Here is a 16751-nt window from a genome sequence, read left to right as displayed (position 1 = left end):
TTGGAGGCGTTGCGTTGTGCTCCGGGGCAACCGAGAGGAATGCACGAACCATGGGCATGGTACTGTCTTTCGTGCCGCGAACGGCGGCAACCAATCGAGCAGAACGAAACACCGGAACGCCGGCGGCGGTGATCATTTTCCCAGGCGTCCGCTACGAGCCACGGCAGCTGACGGGCGAGACGCGGCCAGGCGCGGGTCCAGATAAGCCGGGCTCGTCAAGGACGATGCCGGGCTCGTCAACGACGATGCCGGGATCGTCGGGGACGCTGCCTGTTCCGCATCATTAGAGCGCCGCGCGCCCTGTTGGGCGCGCAAAGGACGCTCTAACACTGTAAATGAGCGCCGCGCACCCTGTTGGGCCGGAAACCGGCGGCATATTTCGGTTGACGTCAGTAAGCCTGCAGTTCGCAGGAACTCTGCTCGAGAAACCGCGACACGACCGGCTTCCAGCTGTCGTCGGGCACAAACGAGCGGATGACGAACATGCCTTCGTCGACGGGCACCTCGACGAAGATTGCCCCTTGCAATTCCTCCGGGAGCTCCTTGCGGATCTCGATCATCTGCGCCGGCGTCAGTACGATACTGTCCAGCACCCTTCCGGTCGCACTATGGTCGTTGAAGGAGTAGATGTTATGGCCGCTGCGGTCATAGACCGATACGGACCAGAACGGGACGTTTCCTGGTGCCTTCACCCGAACCATCCCTTCTGACAGATCGAACCGGCAAGCAGCCGCATTAAACAGCGGGTCGACGGATTTTACCACCGGCATACCGCCGGCCTCGGCGTCCAGCCTGGTCATCCTATAGAGGTCCGAGGCCATGGCCAGCCGCGACCACGCATCACGTTCGGAAAATTCCGGGACGAGCAGCAGCACGACGATGTGCACGATGCCGGCGCCCAGCAGGCCGAGCAGGATCGCGTGCAGCAGCCTACGCATTGCAGCCGACCTTCAGGATCTGCGGCAGCGTGATGTCCGAAAGACCCGTGCTGCTGGCGATCGGCGTGTCGTAGAATGTCAGCACGAAATACATCCGGCCGAAACCGTCGGAAAGCAGCCAGTTGCCGGGTGCGGGGCGGTTGCTGACGGAAATCACTACCGAATTGTCGGGCTGGCGCAGCACCTGGTATGATTGAAGTGCCGCAAGCCTTGGCTTGCCGGTCTCGACCACCCCGAGCGATTGATCGGCGGCATAGAGGGTCCAGAACCGGGCCGCGGGAAATCCGCCTTCGATTTCATAGGCGCATTGGCGTTTCAATTGTTCGCCACCGGAATCGCGTTCGGCGATAAAGGACAGGCCTTCTGCCTGCCCGAGTGCAAGGATACCCTCGCGCGCCACGCGGGCTTTCGAATAAGGATCCGCCGCCCTCGTGCCGATATCGGGAAACGCTGTCCATGGGTCGATCCTGATCGCGCCGATGCCATCCTGCGTCTTGAGAGCGTACCAGACGCTGCCGCCGCCGCCGCCGATGGCTATGGCAAGCGCGAGGAGCGTCAGGAATGCGTTCTTGAGCATGAAGAGCCGCGGGAAAAAAGAGGAGTGCCGCCCGGGGATATCGCGGGGCAGGGGGCGATGGCAAGCGGACCTCTGTGGAATTGCCGGCGCGAGCATGGCCTGGCCCGTCGTGCCGGCGTCAAAGCGCCGACAGGGTCTCCGGCGTCGCAGGCGCCCGTAGGACGGGCGCTGACTGGAACAGTCTTGTGATGTCCCTGAGCGCCCGCGTTGTTTGGCTGGACAGCACCGGCGGGCGCTCGGCGGTAGCGTCGGCCGCTGCCTGCTCGGCATTCTTCGTTTCCGCTTCCTCGGCCTTGGCGGCGATTTCTTCGTCTACGAAGGGATGATCGAGACCGGGGATCGGCCTGAGGTCGATATTCTGGTGCGCATAGACCATCAGCCTCTGCCAAACCATCGCCGGCAGCGAGCCGCCGGTCATGTTGTTGGTCGGGGTGAAGTCGTCATTGCCGAGCCACACGGCAGCCGTGTAGTTGCCGGTGAAGCCGACATACCAGGCGTCGCGATAAGACTGCGTGGTGCCGGTCTTGCCGGCCGAAACGATATTGGGAAGAGCAGCGCGCCGCGCCGTACCCATCACCGGCACCGCCGCCAGCATGGTGTTCATAGACTTCAGCGCCTGTTCCGAGAGCACACGGTGCGGCGGCGGCGCATCTTTGGCGAAATCGTAAACCACCTCGCCGGTACGGGTGACGAGTTGGGTGATGCCATGCCGGGAGCCGACGAAGCCGTTCTGGGCAAACACGCTATAGCCTGTCGCCTGGTCCATCACGGTCATGCCCGATGTGCCGAGCACCATCGTCTTGTGCGATTCGAGCGGCGATTCGACGCCCATGGCTTCCGCCATCGCCTTGATCGGCTTGATGCCGAGATGATTCTTGGCCAGCCGCACCGGCACGGTGTTGACCGATTTGGCCATCGCCGTGATCAGCGTGACCTTGCCGGCGCGTCCGTCATTGTAATTGTGCGGCGACCAGGCACCCCAGGAGATCGGCCCGCCGGAAACGACGGAGTCCGGCGTGAAGCCGTGCTCCATCGCCGTTGCGTATACGTAGGGTTTAAACGATGAGCCGCTCTGGCGCAGCGCCTTCGTGGCGCGGTTGAACTGGCTGGCACCGTAGTCGCGGCCGCCGACGATCGCCCTGACTGCACCATTGGTTTCGATGACCACCATGGCGCCTTCGGTGACGTTGTATTCCTTGCCGAACTGGCGGAGATGGAATTCCATAGATTCTTCCGCCGCCTTCTGGATGTTGGCGTCGAAAGTGGTGTGAGCGACCAGCGAATGCTGGCCGGACTTCGCGGCGATCTTCTTGACCTCTTCGAATGCCCAGTCGAGGTAGTAATCCGGGCTCTTCTGCTCGCCGCGGTCGACGATTTCAGCCGGATTCAGCCGCGCCTGCAGCACCTGACCCTCGCTCATGAAGCCGCCTTCGACGAGATTCGACAGCACCACATTGGCCCGCGCCCTGGCAGCAGGCAGGTTGATGTGCGGCGCGTATTTGGTCGGTGCCTTGAACAGGCCGGCCAGCATCGCCGCTTCGGCGAGGTTCACATCCTTGACGCTTTTGCCGAAATAGAAATCGGCGGCCGCTTCGATGCCGAACGTGCCGCCGCCCATATAGACGCGGTCGAGATAGAGCTGCAGGATTTCCTTCTTCGACAGATTGGCCTCGAGCCACAGCGCCAGGAAGGCTTCCTTGACCTTCCGCTCCAGCGTCCGTTCATTGGTCAGGAACAGGTTCTTGGCCAGCTGCTGGGTGATGCTCGAGCCGCCCTGCACCACGGAATTCGCCCGCACATTCGCGAAGATCGCGCGCGAAAGGCCGAGCGCATCGATGCCGTAGTGATCGAAGAAACGCCGATCCTCGGTGGCCAGCACCGCCTTGATGACCTGGTCGGGCATCTCGTCGACCGGCACCGAATCACGCTGGATGATGCCGCGCTGGCCGATCTCGTTGCCGTAGCGGTCGAGGAAGGTGATGGCGAAATCGCCTTGGGCACGCCAGTCGCCGGCGGTTTCCTGGAAGGCCGGCAAGGCAAGCGCCAGCATGACGACGATGCCGCCGGCGCCGAGGGTGAAACCTTCGCTCAACAGTTCGATGATGCCGCGGCGCCAGCCGGAGACGCGGAAGCGCCGGAAAAAAATCGTGGCCGCTTCCCAGAACCGGCGCGCCTTGAAGCCGATCTCGTAGAGCGAGGAATCGAACCACGCATCCGCTGCCAGCAGTCTTGCGGCAATCGGACCTCTTCTCCTGCGTGGTTTCAAAGGACTGGCCATTCCAGGATCCGGCTGCGGCTACGCCTCTCACTGAGAAACTGCATGCGGGCAATTTCAGGGCGGCGCGCCAGCCAAGACTATTCGTCCATTTTGGCCCCGCTCACAAGGGCGAGGGGGACTTTTGCGGCACGGATTGTCGATGCGAGGGGTAGGGGCCTGCAACCTCCACCGCCTTGGCACCTCGCATCCGCTTTCAAATTACCGCGCCGCGATAAAGCGCATGAAATGTCCCACGTCGGCGTCGCTTGGCTCCTGGCCGGTGAAACTGCGCAGATAGGCGGCGAGATGACTGACTCTCGCCTCGACCGGTTCCTTGAGGTCGAGCACATAATAACCGATCTGCATGTAATAAAGGACACGGGCGCGGATGAAGGCATCCTCTTCGTCGTAGCCATGCCGGCGATACATGTCGCGGATCGCGCCTAGCCGGTCCTTGTCGGCTTGGTCGATGGCCCGGCGCACGTCGTCGGAACGACGCGCCCATTCCCGGATGGCGAAGTCGAGCCTGGGATCGAACAGGCGCTCGTCCGCCCAGCATTCGAACACGTTCATGACGCCCATGATGATGCTTTCGGCTGGCCGCTGCGCGCGTTCGACGATCGCCCTGGTGTTGGTGTTCCGCCAATGGGCAAGCAACTGGTCGAGCAGATCCTGACGGCTATCGAAATACCAGTAAAAGCTTGAGCGCGAAACGCCGAGCTTCTGGCCGAGCGGCAGCACGCGCACGCTTTCGATGCCGTCTGAAATCAATGTCTGGAGTGCAAGATTGATCCAGTCCCAGCGCGTCACCTTGATGTTGCCGGGCGCCGGCTCGTCCTGCGGAGCAATCATGATCATGGCCGCACAATAGGCATGAGGGGGAACTGCATACAACCGTACTAGACACATATGTACAGTGCAAGTATCCTGCCCGCCTCAACGAACTGGGCCGAGCGGCCGGCGCGCGTCATAGCGGCTTCTCCCTACGATCCCCAGGGCAGGGCAATACGGCAGGGCAATACGGCAATGAGGAGTATCCGCCATGATCGATGACGCCGCACGTGATCTCAGGCGCGAACGCAGGCGGCACGGACGAACCGGCGAGGCCGGCAGCGAGACCAGCCGCCGGCCGGACTATCGTTCGCTGAAGAACCCGTTCCTGCCGCAGCCGATCTTTTCGGCCGACCAGGTCGCCGCGATACATCTCACGGCGCTGCGCGTGCTCGAGGAACTCGGCGTCAAGGTGCTGCTGCCGGAGGCGCGCACCATTCTTGCTCGTGCCGGTGCGCTGGTCGACGAAGACAGTCAAATGGTGCGCATCGGCCGCGACATTGTCGCGGCGGCGTTGGTCTCTGCGCCGAAATCGATCCGGGCGCACGCTGGTGACCGTGCCCGCGACCTGACGCTCGAGCTTGGCTCGATGACGTTCCTGGCGGGGTCCGGGGCGCCGAACGTCACCGATCTAGAGCGCGGCCGGCGGCCGGGAACGCTTGCCGCTTTCAAGGATCTGATCCGCCTGGTGCAGCATTTCGACGTCCTGCATATGCTGGGACCTTGCATCGAGCCGCAGGACATCGACAACCGTTTCCGCCATTATGCCGTCAACCGGGCTCAACTGACGCTCTCCGACAAGTTACCGTTCGTCTTCGCGCGCGGCACGCCGCAGGTCGAGGACGGCTTCGAGATGCTGCGGCTGGCGCGCGGCCTGTCCGAGGCCGAATTCCGTTCGGGCGCTCATTGCTACACCGTCATCAACACCAATTCGCCGCGTCAGCTCGACATTCCGATGGCGCAAGGCATCATCGACTTTGCCAAGGCGGGGCAGGTGTTGATCATCACGCCCTTTTGCCTGGCCGGCGCCATGGCGCCGATCACGGTGGCCGGCGCACTGACGCTGCAGCACGCCGAAGCGCTGGCCGGGCTGACGCTGGCCCAGAATGTGCGACCGGGCGCGCCGGTCGTCTATGGTTCGTTTTCCTCCAATGTCGACATGAAGTCGGGGGCGCCGGCGTTCGGCACGCCGGAGCACGTCAAGGCGACGCTCGGCGCCGGTCAGCTTGCGCGCCTCACCGGCCTTCCCTGGCGGTCCGGCGGCGGCAGCGCCGCCAACATATCGGACGCGCAGGCGGCCCATGAAACGCAGTTCGCTCTGTGGGGCTCGGTGCTTGCGGGTGCAACGGTCTGCATCCATGCCGCGGGCTGGCTCGAAGGCGGCTTGAGCGTTTCGTTCGAGAAGCTGATCACCGATATCGAGGCACTGCAGACGGTCTCCGAACTCTGCGCGGCGACGCCCGGAGACGAGGCCGCGATCGGCTTCGAGGCTATCGCCGAAGTGCAGCCGGGCGGGCATTTCTTTTCGGCCGGGCACACAATGGCGCGCTACCGCACCGCTTTCTACGAGCCGCTGGTCGCCGATTGGTCGAATTTCGGCAACTGGACGCAGGCCGGGTCAAGAACCGCCACGGAGCGCGCCACCGGCATCTGGAAACGGCTGCTGGCCGATTTTCGGCCGCCGGCTTCCGCCGCTGCCACATCAGGTGTTCTCGACGAATTCATAGCGCGGCGCACGGAAGAGGGTGGCGCAGCACCGGTGTCGTGAGGATCAGTGCAGTCCCTGCACGAATAGGTGGCGGCCGTGAGCCCTAACCATTTCCGGGCCAAGGATGCTGCGCCTTGCCCTTTCGGCGGTCATCCCGTTTCGTTCGTCTATCGCTGCGAAATCGGGGCGGAGGCGCTGCGCCGTCATCCGCTATCCTCGGCGCGGATCGTTGCGGCGGGGCGGGCGGACGTCAGTCCAAAACGAGCGCAGAGGCCTGGAACACTCTCGAAGTCCATATCCAGTTGGTACTTTCGTAAAAGTTCGCCGGACTTTGTCCTGTCGGGCCAGATCGCTGCCAACTCGCGGAAATAGTTCTCAAACCCCGCCGGTGAAATTACTTCGATAATTTCGCACGGCGTGTCGCCAGCGTTCCAGAACGTATGCCACTGGCCTCGCGGCTTGAACACCCATGTGCCCGGCCCGGCAGTAATGATGTCGTCGCCAAGCAACGCGCCCAGATTGCCGCTCACCACATACGAATATTCGTCTTCGCGGTGATGCCGGTGCAACGGCGCCGCCAGTGCACGGAGCGCCAGCGGATGGTGCACGATGGAGAAGCGCTCGCACGTGTGGAACCCGTCGATCTTCCAGCGGATGCCGAAACCGCCCAGATCGAAGCGGTCGCCGGCCCCGGGCTGAACCGTGATAGGCCCCGATGCCTCGTTGGCAGTCGGATGAGCTGTCGTATGTTGGAGGGCCGAATCAGGCAATGCGCGTTCCATATCATCCTCCTGAAAATGGGTGTACGCTGCCGATCACCCATTTCTAGGCGTCATTCAAACCCATGTCAATATTGGTGATCACGTGAGTTCACTGAAAGAAGGCCAGCGGCGCTCATATCGATTGCAGCGGCGCGCGGTCAAACAGGCCGAGACCCATCTTGCGCTCGCCCGCGCGGCATTCGAGCTGCACAGCTCGGTGGGTCCGTCGCGAACAACCGTGAGCGCTATCGCCGAGAAAGCGGGGGTGCAGCGGCTGACCGTCTACCGCCATTTTCCCGATGAGGAAGCGGTCTTCAATGCCTGCTCGGCATATTCCTTCGGCCAGGACCCTCCTCCAAGTCCCGAGGCCTGGCGATTGATCGTCGAACCGGAAGCCCGGCTCCGGACGGCGCTCCTTCAACTCTACAGCTATTACAGGCGCAAGCGGCAACTCCTCGCAAATCTGTATCGCGATGCCGAAATGCCGGTTGTTGCCGCGGCATTGGCCCGCCGGCAACAGGTTCTCGCAAACGGCGTCGCGATCCTTGAAGAAGGCTGGCTCGTTCCTGATAGCGAAACCGCCCGGTTGCCTGCTGCAGCGATAGGGCATGCGCTGGACTTCACGACGTGGCAATCGCTGGTTGAGAACCAGGGCCTGTCGGACGAGGAGGCGGTGGAGGCCATGATCGTCCTCGTCCGCAGCGTGAGCTCGAGTTTGCTGGACCGCCGAAGCAAGAAACCGTCAGCCTGAAGCCAGCGGGGCCGGCGCGGGCCGTTTCCCGATCTAGCGCTGATTGGAGCGGGGTATATGAGCAGTCGGTACGGCATTTGGGGTCGGTGCGAATGCAATTTCTAGTATTTCATGATGTCTTTCAGACATTTGATCAATCAAAAACATTTTTGAAAATTGGTTTTTCCGTTCCGAGTTCCTATTTTAGGTGAGGAACTAATTTTCATCACCTCAGCGAAAAGGAGATTTTATCAATGGCGGAACTCAATCAGAATATCATGGAAAAAGCTGAAGCGCGCTTCATGGAAAAGCAGAAGAAAACTGCGGAGCGAAACCAGGCTACGGCCGAATATGTTTCCGAGGCCAAAGCCAGGACTATCAAGACCGAAAGGTTGCGGGCGCTGCGGCTGGCCAAGGAAGAGGCCGACCGTGCGGCGGAAGCCCTCAATCCCGTCGCTCCCAAGAAAAAGCGGGCGGCAGTCAAGAAGGCGGGAACCGCTTAACGGCGGTCAAGTCATGAGCCTGACATTTCCAAATCTAAGTCGAAGCTACGACGAGGCGAGCCGACGGATCCGCTTCGTCGGTTATGACGGCATGTCCCAGATTTCTTTCTTTGTCCATGCAGACGCCATCTCGACGGCACCGCCGGAGACGGCGACAGCCGAAGCCACGTATCTCGCCGCCTTCGATTCGGCCGTCGGTCCCATACATGACGTCGCAAGGAATGCTTATGCCCGTACCGGCAAGAGCATGTATGTGCTGACAGCGGCCGATTTTCGATAGATCCCGACCGTCCGCGCGATCGGGACCTTGGAAATCCAGTGATCTGGCGCCAGACCGTCAACGCGGCTACGCTGCAAGCGGAAATCGCTGTCGGGGTGAAGGCCTGTTCAGCCGTGACGGGCGAGGGAGAAGACGATGACCGCGCCGGCCGCCGCGCTGCAGAAGGTCTTGTTCGAAGCGTTGAACGGTGATGGTTCCCTGTCAGTGGCATTGGGCGGCGCAAAACTGTTCGATCATGCCCCGGAAAATGTCCCATTCCCCTATGTCACCTACGGCCGGACCAGCGTCTACGACTGGACAACCGGCATGGAGAACGATGCCGAGCAGCTTTTCACGCTGCATTTCTGGTCGAAGTCCGAGGCCAGGAAAGAAATGCTCGATGTTATGGACCTTGTCAGCACCCGCCTCCAGGATGCGGCGCTCGCGCTCGACAAGCATCACCGCATCAATCTCAGGCTCGAATTCACCGAGGCCCGTTACGACGAGGACCTTTCAGCCTATCACGGGCTGCTGCGCTTTCGCGCCGTGACGGAAGAAAACGCCTGACGCGCTTTCAATCTGGCTGCAACACAGTCTAGACTGGCGCTTGGATGAATTTGCCGGGTTGGGGCGCCAAAATCATAAGGTTGGTTGTCTCGCGTTTCAGGGGGTGAGATAGGCATGTGTTGCAGGCGTTCACTGTTCATTTCACGTTCAGCACCGATGCGTTAGGACGCTGATCATGAAAACGCTTCGCTCCCATTTCCGAACCGCGACATTGGCGCTCTGCGCTGCCGGTCTGTTTGCGTCGCAGGCGAGGGCGCTGCCGGTCGTCGTGCCCGAGCAGAACCGGCCGATCATCCTGGCTGCCTCCGACTGCTACGCGATCGGTCAGCAGGTTGCCGAGCAGAATGGCGGCACGCTGGCCAAGGCGTCGCAGTCGACGCGCGGTGGCCAGCCGGTCTGCGTCATCGTCGTGCTGGTCCCGGGCAAGGACGGGCAGCGTCCGCGCCGCACCGAGATCGTCGTTCCGCTGAACTGATCCCTGCCGTTTCCCAGGCGCTGGAATCGGCCTATATCTCACGCCCAGCTTCTCAACAGGGCAACTCTTCAATAGGGCAGTTCTTCAATAGGGCAGTTCTTCAACAGGCCAGATCTTCAACAGGTATGATCCCCGCATGCGCGTACTCGTTGTCGAAGATGACAAGGATCTCAACCGGCAGATATCAGACGCGCTGGTCGATGCCGGCTATGTCGTCGACCGGGCTTTCGACGGTGAGGAAGGGCATTTCCTCGGCGATACCGAACCCTATGATGCCGTGGTGCTCGACATTGGCTTGCCGCAGATGGACGGCATCAGCGTGGTCGAGCGCTGGCGGCGCGGCGGCCGCAAGATGCCGGTCCTGATTCTGACGGCGCGCGATCGCTGGAGCGACAAGGTATCCGGCATCGACGCCGGCGCCGACGATTATGTCACCAAGCCGTTCCACATCGAAGAGGTGCTGGCCAGGGTTCGGGCGCTCATCCGGCGCGCGGCCGGCCATGCGTCGTCCGAGCTGACATGCGGGCCGCTGCGGCTCGACACCAAGGCCTCCAAGGCCGATGTCGACGGCGTGCCGCTCAAGTTGACGTCGCACGAATTTCGCCTGCTTGCCTATTTGATGCACCATATGGGCGAGGTCGTGTCCCGGACCGAGTTGGTCGAGCATCTCTACGATCAGGATTTCGACCGCGATTCCAACACAATCGAGGTCTTTGTCGGGCGGCTTCGCAAGAAGATGGGCATCGACATGATAGAAACCGTTCGCGGCATGGGCTATCGAATGCGTGAGCCGGAGGCGTAAGGCGGAACCGCTCAAACAGACTGCAAGAACGCCGCTTTCACTGCGGTTCTGGCCGCGTTCGCTGGCGTTCCGGGTGATCGCCTTTTCCACGGTCTGGGCGATACTCACCCTGATTGTCATCTTCACGCTGATCACGACCCTCTATCGCCAGGCGAGCGAGCGCGGTTTCGACAGCTTGTTGTCGGCGCATCTGTTCAATCTGATCGGCTCGGTCGGCGTGTCCGAAGGCGGTTCGCTGACCGGCGCTCCCGACCTTGGCGATCTTCGGTTCTCGGAGCCGAATTCCGGCTGGTACTGGTCGGTGGAGCCTGCGTCGGAAGGCGTGCGCGGTGAGCTGCACTCCTCCTCGATGACCAAGGCGATCCTGTCGCCAAGCGTCGCCGAGGTTCCTTTCAATGCCAGCTTCCAGCGCAGCTATGCGACAGAAGGCATCGATGGCGAGGAACTGGAAGTGTTCGAGAGCGAATTCGTTCTCGACGCGAAAAATCGCGCAGCGCGCTTCCGTGTCATGGGCAACAAGACCGAGCTCGAGCAGGAGATAGGCGCCTTCCAGCGTCGCCTGCTGACCTATCTTTCCCTGTTCGGCGTCGGCATGATCGCCATCAACGCCATCGCGATCCTGTTGGGCCTGCAGCCATTGCGCCGGGTCAGGAACGCTCTCGCCATGGTGCGCGAAGGAACCGCGCAAAGGCTCGACGGTCGCTTCCCGGCCGAGATCGAGCCGCTCGCCAACGAGACCAACGCGCTGATCGAAAACAACAAGCGTATTGTCGAGCGCTCGCGGACGCAGGTCGGCAACCTCGCCCATTCGCTGAAGACGCCACTGGCGGTGCTGATCAATGAGGGGCGGGCGCTCGGCGGCGCCAAGGGCCAGCTCATAGCCGAGCAGGCCGCCTCTATGCAGAAGCAGGTTGACCATTATCTGCAGCGCGCCCGCGTTGCGGCGCAACGCGACAGCGTCGTCTACCGCACGCCGGTGGCGCCGCTGGTCCAGCGCATGGTGCGCGTTCTGCAAAAACTCAACCCGCAGACCGCTCTCTCGCTTTCGCTGCCGGCAGTCGATATCGTCTTTGCCGGCGAACGCGAGGATTTGGAAGAATTGCTTGGCAATCTGCTCGACAACGCCATGAAATGGGCAAAGAGCGCGGTCGCCGTGTCGGCGGCGCCAATCTCTGGCAAGAAGAGTGGCGTCGGCAAGGAGGGTGCTGTCAATCTGTTCGAGATCAGCATCGAAGATGACGGCCCGGGCATTCCCGACGACAAGGCGCGCGAGGCGCTGAAGCGCGGACGGCGGCTCGACGAGACAAAGCCGGGGACCGGGCTTGGACTTGCCATTGTCGCTGACCTGGTCAACGAGTATGGAGGCGTTCTGGCTCTGGAACGGTCGAGCATGGGCGGGTTGAAGGCGGTGGTTCGATTGCGGAGCCTTCACTAGACTTATGCTTTTGCTGGGCCAGTCGACATTGATCGACGGTGCGTGATATTGCGGCATGTCGACTGGTCCCGGAGCCGTCGGCCGCGGCCAAATTTCCGACAAACATCGACACTATGGCCACGCCGACTTCCCCGATGGCGCGGCCCAGCTCTAACTCAAGAAAACCGGTTGTTGGCATGAAGATTCGCGTCGCGCTCGTTTCCGCACTGCTGGCCGTTTCCGGCTGCACGACGCTGGGCAAGAGCTCTGGCCCCACGGTGGCGCCGCAACCGGCCGCCACGCCGCCAAGTGACGGCAAGATCGCGACGACGATCATTTCCGCCATGGGGGGCGGCCTCGTCAGCGGATCCATCGGTACCGGCTTGAGCGATCCGGAAAAGCGAAAGGCGCTGGAAGCGGAATACAGGGCGCTCGAGTACACGGCGAGCGGCCAGAAGGTGACATGGAAGAGCGATCGGTCGGCGCATTACGGCGAAGTCGTGCCCGCCCAGCCCTATCGTGTCGGCTCGCAGGACTGCCGGCAATACACTCATACGGTCTTTACCGGCGCTGCCGGCGCCACCGCGCGCGGAACCGCTTGCCGCAACGCCGATGGCAGCTGGACGCCACTGACGTAACGACCGGCCGGATAATGCATGTCGCGTAAAAGTGTGTAGCGGTTTGCGATAACGACATGCATGAAAACAACAGCCTGAAGCGCGTCGCATGAGGCCGGTCGAACGCGACGCGCTTTAGGTCCGGTTGACATTAATCAAGGACAAGCGACGCATCTGCCGTCAAAGCGTCGCAGGACGCCTGTGTTGGCAGGGCAGGGCTCTGCCGTTATTGGAAGAAGCATGCTGTTCTGGGTCATAGCTGCCATTCTCACGCTGGGTGCAAGCCTGGCGGTTCTGCTGCCGCTGGCCGGCGGCCCGAAGGGTGGCTCGGCTAGCAGCGATCATGACCTTGAAGTCTATCGCGACCAGTTGTCCGAGCTTGACCGGGACGTGGCGCGTGGCCTGATCCAGCCGGCGGAGGCCGAAGAGGCGCGTGCGGAGATCGCCCGCCGCATCCTTCGCCTGGACAATGCCGCCGACAAGGCAGCGGCGCGGCAGCCGTCGATGGCGACCAGATTGGTTGCGACGGCCGCGGTCCTGGCGGTTCCGCTGGTCAGTTGGGGCTTGTACAGCCAGCTCGGCTCGCCCGAGCTGCCGTCGCAGCCGCTCAGCGAGCGACTGGCCAGGAATCCCGCCGACAGTTCGGTGGACGAACTGGTGGCACGCGCCGAGGCCCACCTTGCCGCCAATCCGTCCGACGGCAGGGGTTGGGACGTTCTGGCGCCGGTCTATCTGCGCATGCAGCGGTTTTCCGACGCGGTGACGGCGTACCGCAACGCCATTCGCCTCGACGGCGACAGCGCTGCCCGCCAGGCCGGCCTCGGCGAGGCGATCGCCAGCGCAGCGGGCGGCATTGTTTCGGCCGACGCTCAGGCCGCCTTCGAGGCGGCGCTGAAGCTCGATCCGGCAAATCCGAAGGCCAGCTTTTATCTGGCGATGGGCATGGCGCAGGAAGGCCGCATTGAGGAGGCGACAGCTGGCTGGCAGAAAATGCTCGCGGCCTTGCCGCAGGACTCAGCCTGGCGCGCCGCCGTCGAGCAAGCACTGGCCGAATCCGCCAGACAGAGCGTCGCTTCGGGAGTGCCTGCAAAAGGCCCGAACACCGGGGATGTCGGCGCCGGGGATGTCGATGCATCCTCGTCGATGTCGCCGCAGGACAGGGAAGCGATGATCGACACCATGGTCGCGGGACTTGATGAAAGACTGCGGCAAAACCCGCGCGATGCGGAAGGATGGATGCAGCTTATTCGTTCCTATGTCGTGCTGGGCAAGGCCGATCAGGCACGCGATGCGCTCAATCGCGGTATCGCCGTTTTTGGCTCCGATAGTGAGGAAGCGAAGAAATTCACCGCCTTTGCCGTCTCGCTTGGCCTGACGGCGACGGAGTAAAACATGACGCGCAAGCAGAAAAGACTGTCGGTGATCGCCGGAGGGTTGGCATTTCTCGGTGCCGCCACCGGTCTGACCTTCTACGCGCTCGGCCAGAAGGCCTCCTACTTCTACATGCCCGCCGATCTGACCAACGCCAGCCTGCAGCCCGGGCAGCGTATCAGACTCGGCGGCCTCGTCGAAAAAGGTACGATCGAGCGCGGTGAGGGGGCCACCGTCGCCTTTTCGGTGACCGACAACCAGAAGCAGGTCAAGGTCACCTACACCGGCATTCTTCCCGACCTTTTCCGCGAGGAGCAGGGCGTCATCACTGAAGGCACGTTTCGCCCGGACGGCGTCTTCGTCGCCGACAGCGTGCTGGCCAAGCACGACGAGAACTACATGCCCAAGGAGGTGGCCGAGAGCCTCAAGTCCAAGGGCGTGTGGCAGGAGAGCAAGAGTGAGTAACGGCCTTGGTTGAAACCGGACATTTCGCGCTGGTCCTGGCGTTCGCGCTGTCTTTGGTGCAGGCGCTGGTGCCGCTGTTCGGCGCGCGTATCAACAACCAGAAGTTGATGGCCGTCGGCGGTCCGGTCGCAGTGACCGGCTTTGCCTTGACCGCTCTCTCCTTCGCGGCGCTGGCGATAGCCTATGCAACGTCCGACTTTTCGGTGGCCAACGTCTGGGACAACTCGCATTCGCTGCAGCCGCTGATCTACAAGATCACCGGCACTTGGGGCAATCACGAGGGCTCGATGCTGCTCTGGGTGTTGATCCTGACCTTCTTCGGCGCGCTCGTCGCTGCTTTCGGCAGCAATCTTCCCGCGACCCTTCGAGCCAATGTGCTGGCCGTGCAAGGCGCGATCGGCGCCACCTTTTTCCTGTTCATCCTGGCGACGTCCAACCCGTTCGCCAGGCTCAATCCGGCGCCGATCGAGGGCCGCGATCTCAACCCGATCCTGCAGGATCTCGGCCTCGCCATCCATCCGCCGCTGCTCTATCTCGGCTATGTCGGCTTCTCGATCTGCTTTTCCTTCTCGGTCGCCGCCCTCATCGAAGGCCGCATCGACGCGTCCTGGGCGCGCTGGGTGCGGCCATGGACGCTGGTCGCCTGGATGTTCCTGACCGGCGGCATCGCCATGGGTTCCTACTGGGCCTATTACGAGCTTGGCTGGGGCGGTTTCTGGTTCTGGGATCCGGTCGAGAACGCCTCCTTCATGCCTTGGCTGGCCGGCACCGCGCTGCTCCATTCGGCGATCGTCATGGAAAAGCGCTCGGCCTTGAAGATCTGGACGCTGTTGCTGGCGATCCTGACCTTCTCGCTGTCGCTGCTCGGCACCTTCCTGGTGCGCTCCGGCGTGCTCACTTCCGTCCACGCCTTCGCCACAGATCCGACGCGCGGCGTGTTCATTCTCTGTATCTTGACACTGTTCATCGGCGGATCACTGGCGTTGTTCGCCTTTCGCGCCTCGAGGTTGACGGCCGGCGGCCTGTTTCATCCGATCTCGCGCGAGGGGGCGCTGGTCCTCAACAATCTGTTCCTGACCACGGCCACCGCCACCGTGCTGATCGGCACGCTGTATCCGCTGGCCGTCGAGGCCGTTTCAGCCGACAAAATTTCGGTCGGCGCGCCGTTCTTTAACATGACGTTCGGCCCGCTGATGGTGCCGCTTCTCGTCGTGGTCCCGTTCGGGCCGCTGCTGGCCTGGAAGCGCGGCGACATTTTCGCTGTCGCCCAGCGGCTGATGGCGGCCTTCGCCGCAGCGCTTCTGGCCGTGCTGGTGACGGCCTTGTTCATCGATGGCGCGTCGGTGTTCGCAGCACTTGGCGTCGGCCTGGCCGTCTGGCTGATCTGCGGCGCGCTCACCGATATTGCCGTCAAGTCCGGCTTTGGCGCTGTGGCGCCCAGCACCATGCTCAGGCGCTTCGCCGGCCTGCCGCGTTCGGTCTTCGGCACCGCGCTCGCCCATCTCGGCCTCGGGCTGACGACGCTGGGCATCGTCGGCACGCTTTGCTTCGGCACCGAGAAGATCTTGTCGATGCGTGCAGGCGAGACCGTGCAACTGTCCGGCCACACGCTGCGTTTCGAAGGGCTCTATCCGGCCCACGGGCCCAACTATAGCGAGGATCGCGGCCGCTTCGCCCTGTTCGGCGCCGATGGACGCACTGCCGCTGCAATCACCTCGTCCAAGCGCTCCTATCCCGTCCGGCAGATGACGACGACCGAGTCCGGTATCAAGACGATCGGGTTCAGCCAGCTCTACCTCTCGCTTGGCGACGTGGCGACCGACGGCTCCGTCGTGGTGCGGCTGTGGTGGAAGCCTCTGGTGACGCTGATCTGGGGCGGCGCCCTTGTCATGATGGCAGGTGCTGCGATGTCGCTCATGGACCGGCGGCTGCGCGTCGGGGCACCGTCGCGCCGCCGCAAGTCGGCAGGCGCCGTGCCTTCCGCGAGCCTGCCATGAGCGCAAGATTTTCGCTGGCCTCGCTGATTCTGCTGCTGACGTTGTTGTTTGCCGGCGCCGCACTTGCGGTGAAGCCCGACGAGGTTCTGGCCGACCCGGCGCTCGAGGCGCGGGCCCGGACGCTTTCGGAGCAGCTGCGCTGCATGGTTTGCCAGAACCAGTCGATCGACGAATCCGATGCCGATCTTGCCCGCGACCTGCGCGTGCTGGTTCGCCAGCGCCTCGTCGCCGGCGACACCGACCGGCAGGTGATCGACTATATCGTTTCCCGCTACGGCGAGTTCGTGCTGTTGAAGCCGCGCTTCAGCCTGCGCAATGCGCTGTTGTGGGGTACGCCGGTGTTTCTGCTGCTTGTCGGTGGGATTTTCATCGTGCTGACTGCCCGGTCGCGCCGTTCGACGGCAACCAATACTTTGACCGCCGAGGAACAGGCAGAGCTGGACACTATTTTGCACCGGGACTGATGGCGGCCGCCGCCC

General features: G+C 62.7%; 18 protein-coding genes. 13 read left to right on the top strand and 5 right to left on the bottom strand.

The annotated features are described in order from the left end of the window. Nucleotides 1-389 precede the first annotated feature (389 nt). The 4 genes from AC0L3I_RS30440 to AC0L3I_RS30425 all read right to left on the bottom strand — a co-directional run bounded on the left by AC0L3I_RS30440 (nt 390) and on the right by AC0L3I_RS30425 (nt 4630). Complete coding sequence (locus AC0L3I_RS30440) at nt 390-938, bottom strand: DUF1254 domain-containing protein (RefSeq protein ID WP_473529361.1); 549 nt, start codon at nt 936-938, stop codon at nt 390-392. Beyond that, nucleotides 931-1515, bottom strand: coding sequence for a DUF1214 domain-containing protein (locus tag AC0L3I_RS30435; RefSeq protein ID WP_473529360.1), 585 nt, complete (start codon nt 1513-1515; stop codon nt 931-933). Before AC0L3I_RS30435 ends, AC0L3I_RS30440 begins: the two co-directional genes overlap by 8 nt. 118 nt (nt 1516-1633) lie before the next feature. Then, nucleotides 1634-3793 (bottom strand): transglycosylase domain-containing protein, encoded by a 2160-nt coding sequence (locus AC0L3I_RS30430; RefSeq protein WP_473529359.1) that lies wholly within the window; start codon nt 3791-3793, stop codon nt 1634-1636. Between the two features lie 198 nt (nt 3794-3991). Next, nucleotides 3992-4630: a TetR/AcrR family transcriptional regulator gene (locus AC0L3I_RS30425; RefSeq protein ID WP_473529358.1), complete on the bottom strand. Its 639-nt coding sequence runs from the start codon at nt 4628-4630 to the stop codon at nt 3992-3994. A gap of 184 nt (nt 4631-4814) precedes the next feature. Here AC0L3I_RS30425 and AC0L3I_RS30420 point away from each other — a divergent pair, with 184 nt between their 5' ends. Then, nucleotides 4815-6371 carry a trimethylamine methyltransferase family protein gene (locus tag AC0L3I_RS30420; RefSeq protein ID WP_473529357.1) on the top strand — a complete coding sequence of 519 codons (1557 nt, stop codon included), beginning with the start codon at nt 4815-4817 and terminating at the stop codon, nt 6369-6371. 143 nt (nt 6372-6514) lie between these two features. Here AC0L3I_RS30420 and AC0L3I_RS30415 read toward each other — a convergent pair whose 3' ends face one another. After that, nucleotides 6515-7093 carry a cupin domain-containing protein gene (locus AC0L3I_RS30415; protein WP_473529356.1) on the bottom strand — a complete coding sequence of 193 codons (579 nt, stop codon included), beginning with the start codon at nt 7091-7093 and terminating at the stop codon, nt 6515-6517. A 19-nt stretch (nt 7094-7112) separates the two neighbouring features. Here AC0L3I_RS30415 and AC0L3I_RS30410 point away from each other — a divergent pair, with 19 nt between their 5' ends. The 12 genes from AC0L3I_RS30410 (at nt 7113) to AC0L3I_RS30355 (ending at nt 16736) form a co-directional block, all read left to right on the top strand. Beyond that, nucleotides 7113-7823, top strand: coding sequence for a TetR/AcrR family transcriptional regulator (locus tag AC0L3I_RS30410; protein ID WP_473529355.1), 711 nt, complete (start codon nt 7113-7115; stop codon nt 7821-7823). Between the two features lie 233 nt (nt 7824-8056). Beyond that, a complete protein-coding gene (locus AC0L3I_RS30405; protein ID WP_473529354.1) occupies nt 8057-8305 on the top strand; it encodes a hypothetical protein in 249 nt (82 codons plus the stop codon). A 13-nt stretch (nt 8306-8318) separates the two neighbouring features. Further along, on the top strand, nt 8319-8585 hold the full coding sequence (locus AC0L3I_RS30400) for a DUF1488 family protein (RefSeq protein ID WP_473529353.1): 267 nt from the start codon (nt 8319-8321) through the stop codon (nt 8583-8585). A gap of 135 nt (nt 8586-8720) precedes the next feature. After that, nucleotides 8721-9131 (top strand): DUF3168 domain-containing protein, encoded by a 411-nt coding sequence (locus tag AC0L3I_RS30395; protein WP_473529352.1) that lies wholly within the window; start codon nt 8721-8723, stop codon nt 9129-9131. Between the two features lie 175 nt (nt 9132-9306). Continuing rightward, entirely contained in the window at nt 9307-9606 is a 300-nt protein-coding gene (locus AC0L3I_RS30390; protein ID WP_473529351.1) for a hypothetical protein, read from the top strand. Nucleotides 9607-9742: 136 nt separating this feature from the next. Beyond that, nucleotides 9743-10408, top strand: a complete 666-nt coding sequence (locus tag AC0L3I_RS30385; RefSeq protein WP_023800820.1) for a response regulator transcription factor — start codon at nt 9743-9745, stop codon at nt 10406-10408. Further along, the gene (locus tag AC0L3I_RS30380; RefSeq protein ID WP_473529350.1) at nt 10392-11843 is read left to right on the top strand and encodes an ATP-binding protein; all 1452 of its coding nucleotides are present in this window, start codon (nt 10392-10394) and stop codon (nt 11841-11843) included. The genes AC0L3I_RS30385 and AC0L3I_RS30380 overlap by 17 nt, the downstream gene beginning before the upstream one ends. A 176-nt stretch (nt 11844-12019) precedes the next feature. Then, nucleotides 12020-12460 (top strand): hypothetical protein, encoded by a 441-nt coding sequence (locus AC0L3I_RS30375; protein WP_258118304.1) that lies wholly within the window; start codon nt 12020-12022, stop codon nt 12458-12460. A gap of 219 nt (nt 12461-12679) precedes the next feature. Then, nucleotides 12680-13828, top strand: coding sequence for a c-type cytochrome biogenesis protein CcmI (gene ccmI, locus AC0L3I_RS30370; RefSeq protein WP_473529349.1), 1149 nt, complete (start codon nt 12680-12682; stop codon nt 13826-13828). A gap of 3 nt (nt 13829-13831) precedes the next feature. Further along, nucleotides 13832-14275, top strand: coding sequence for a cytochrome c maturation protein CcmE (gene ccmE / locus AC0L3I_RS30365; RefSeq protein WP_473489718.1), 444 nt, complete (start codon nt 13832-13834; stop codon nt 14273-14275). Nucleotides 14276-14280: 5 nt separating this feature from the next. Next, nucleotides 14281-16272, top strand: a complete 1992-nt coding sequence (locus tag AC0L3I_RS30360; protein ID WP_473489719.1) for a heme lyase CcmF/NrfE family subunit — start codon at nt 14281-14283, stop codon at nt 16270-16272. Next, entirely contained in the window at nt 16269-16736 is a 468-nt protein-coding gene (locus tag AC0L3I_RS30355; RefSeq protein ID WP_473489720.1) for a cytochrome c-type biogenesis protein, read from the top strand. Before AC0L3I_RS30360 ends, AC0L3I_RS30355 begins: the two co-directional genes overlap by 4 nt. The last annotated feature ends 15 nt before the right edge of the window (nt 16737-16751 follow it).

Source organism: Mesorhizobium sp. WSM4840, from assembly GCF_055811755.1.
This window is presented reverse-complemented; position numbering and strand designations above follow the sequence as displayed.

Bases quoted from the DNA above. Each gene is read 5' to 3' on its own strand.
- ccmE (WP_473489718.1), top strand. From the start codon at position 13,832: ATGACGCGCAAGCAGAAAAGACTGTCGGTGATCGCCGGAGGGTTGGCA.
- AC0L3I_RS30405 (WP_473529354.1), top strand. From the start codon at position 8,057: ATGGCGGAACTCAATCAGAATATCATGGAAAAAGCTGAAGCGCGCTTC.
- AC0L3I_RS30425 (WP_473529358.1), bottom strand. From the start codon at position 4,630: ATGATCATGATTGCTCCGCAGGACGAGCCGGCGCCCGGCAACATCAAG.
- AC0L3I_RS30435 (WP_473529360.1), bottom strand. From the start codon at position 1,515: ATGCTCAAGAACGCATTCCTGACGCTCCTCGCGCTTGCCATAGCCATC.
- AC0L3I_RS30420 (WP_473529357.1), top strand. From the start codon at position 4,815: ATGATCGATGACGCCGCACGTGATCTCAGGCGCGAACGCAGGCGGCAC.
- AC0L3I_RS30355 (WP_473489720.1), top strand. From the start codon at position 16,269: ATGAGCGCAAGATTTTCGCTGGCCTCGCTGATTCTGCTGCTGACGTTG.
- AC0L3I_RS30415 (WP_473529356.1), bottom strand. From the start codon at position 7,093: ATGGAACGCGCATTGCCTGATTCGGCCCTCCAACATACGACAGCTCAT.
- AC0L3I_RS30385 (WP_023800820.1), top strand. From the start codon at position 9,743: ATGCGCGTACTCGTTGTCGAAGATGACAAGGATCTCAACCGGCAGATA.
- AC0L3I_RS30430 (WP_473529359.1), bottom strand. From the start codon at position 3,793: ATGGCCAGTCCTTTGAAACCACGCAGGAGAAGAGGTCCGATTGCCGCA.
- AC0L3I_RS30390 (WP_473529351.1), top strand. From the start codon at position 9,307: ATGAAAACGCTTCGCTCCCATTTCCGAACCGCGACATTGGCGCTCTGC.
- AC0L3I_RS30395 (WP_473529352.1), top strand. From the start codon at position 8,721: ATGACCGCGCCGGCCGCCGCGCTGCAGAAGGTCTTGTTCGAAGCGTTG.
- AC0L3I_RS30440 (WP_473529361.1), bottom strand. From the start codon at position 938: ATGCGTAGGCTGCTGCACGCGATCCTGCTCGGCCTGCTGGGCGCCGGC.
- AC0L3I_RS30400 (WP_473529353.1), top strand. From the start codon at position 8,319: ATGAGCCTGACATTTCCAAATCTAAGTCGAAGCTACGACGAGGCGAGC.
- ccmI (WP_473529349.1), top strand. From the start codon at position 12,680: ATGCTGTTCTGGGTCATAGCTGCCATTCTCACGCTGGGTGCAAGCCTG.
- AC0L3I_RS30375 (WP_258118304.1), top strand. From the start codon at position 12,020: ATGAAGATTCGCGTCGCGCTCGTTTCCGCACTGCTGGCCGTTTCCGGC.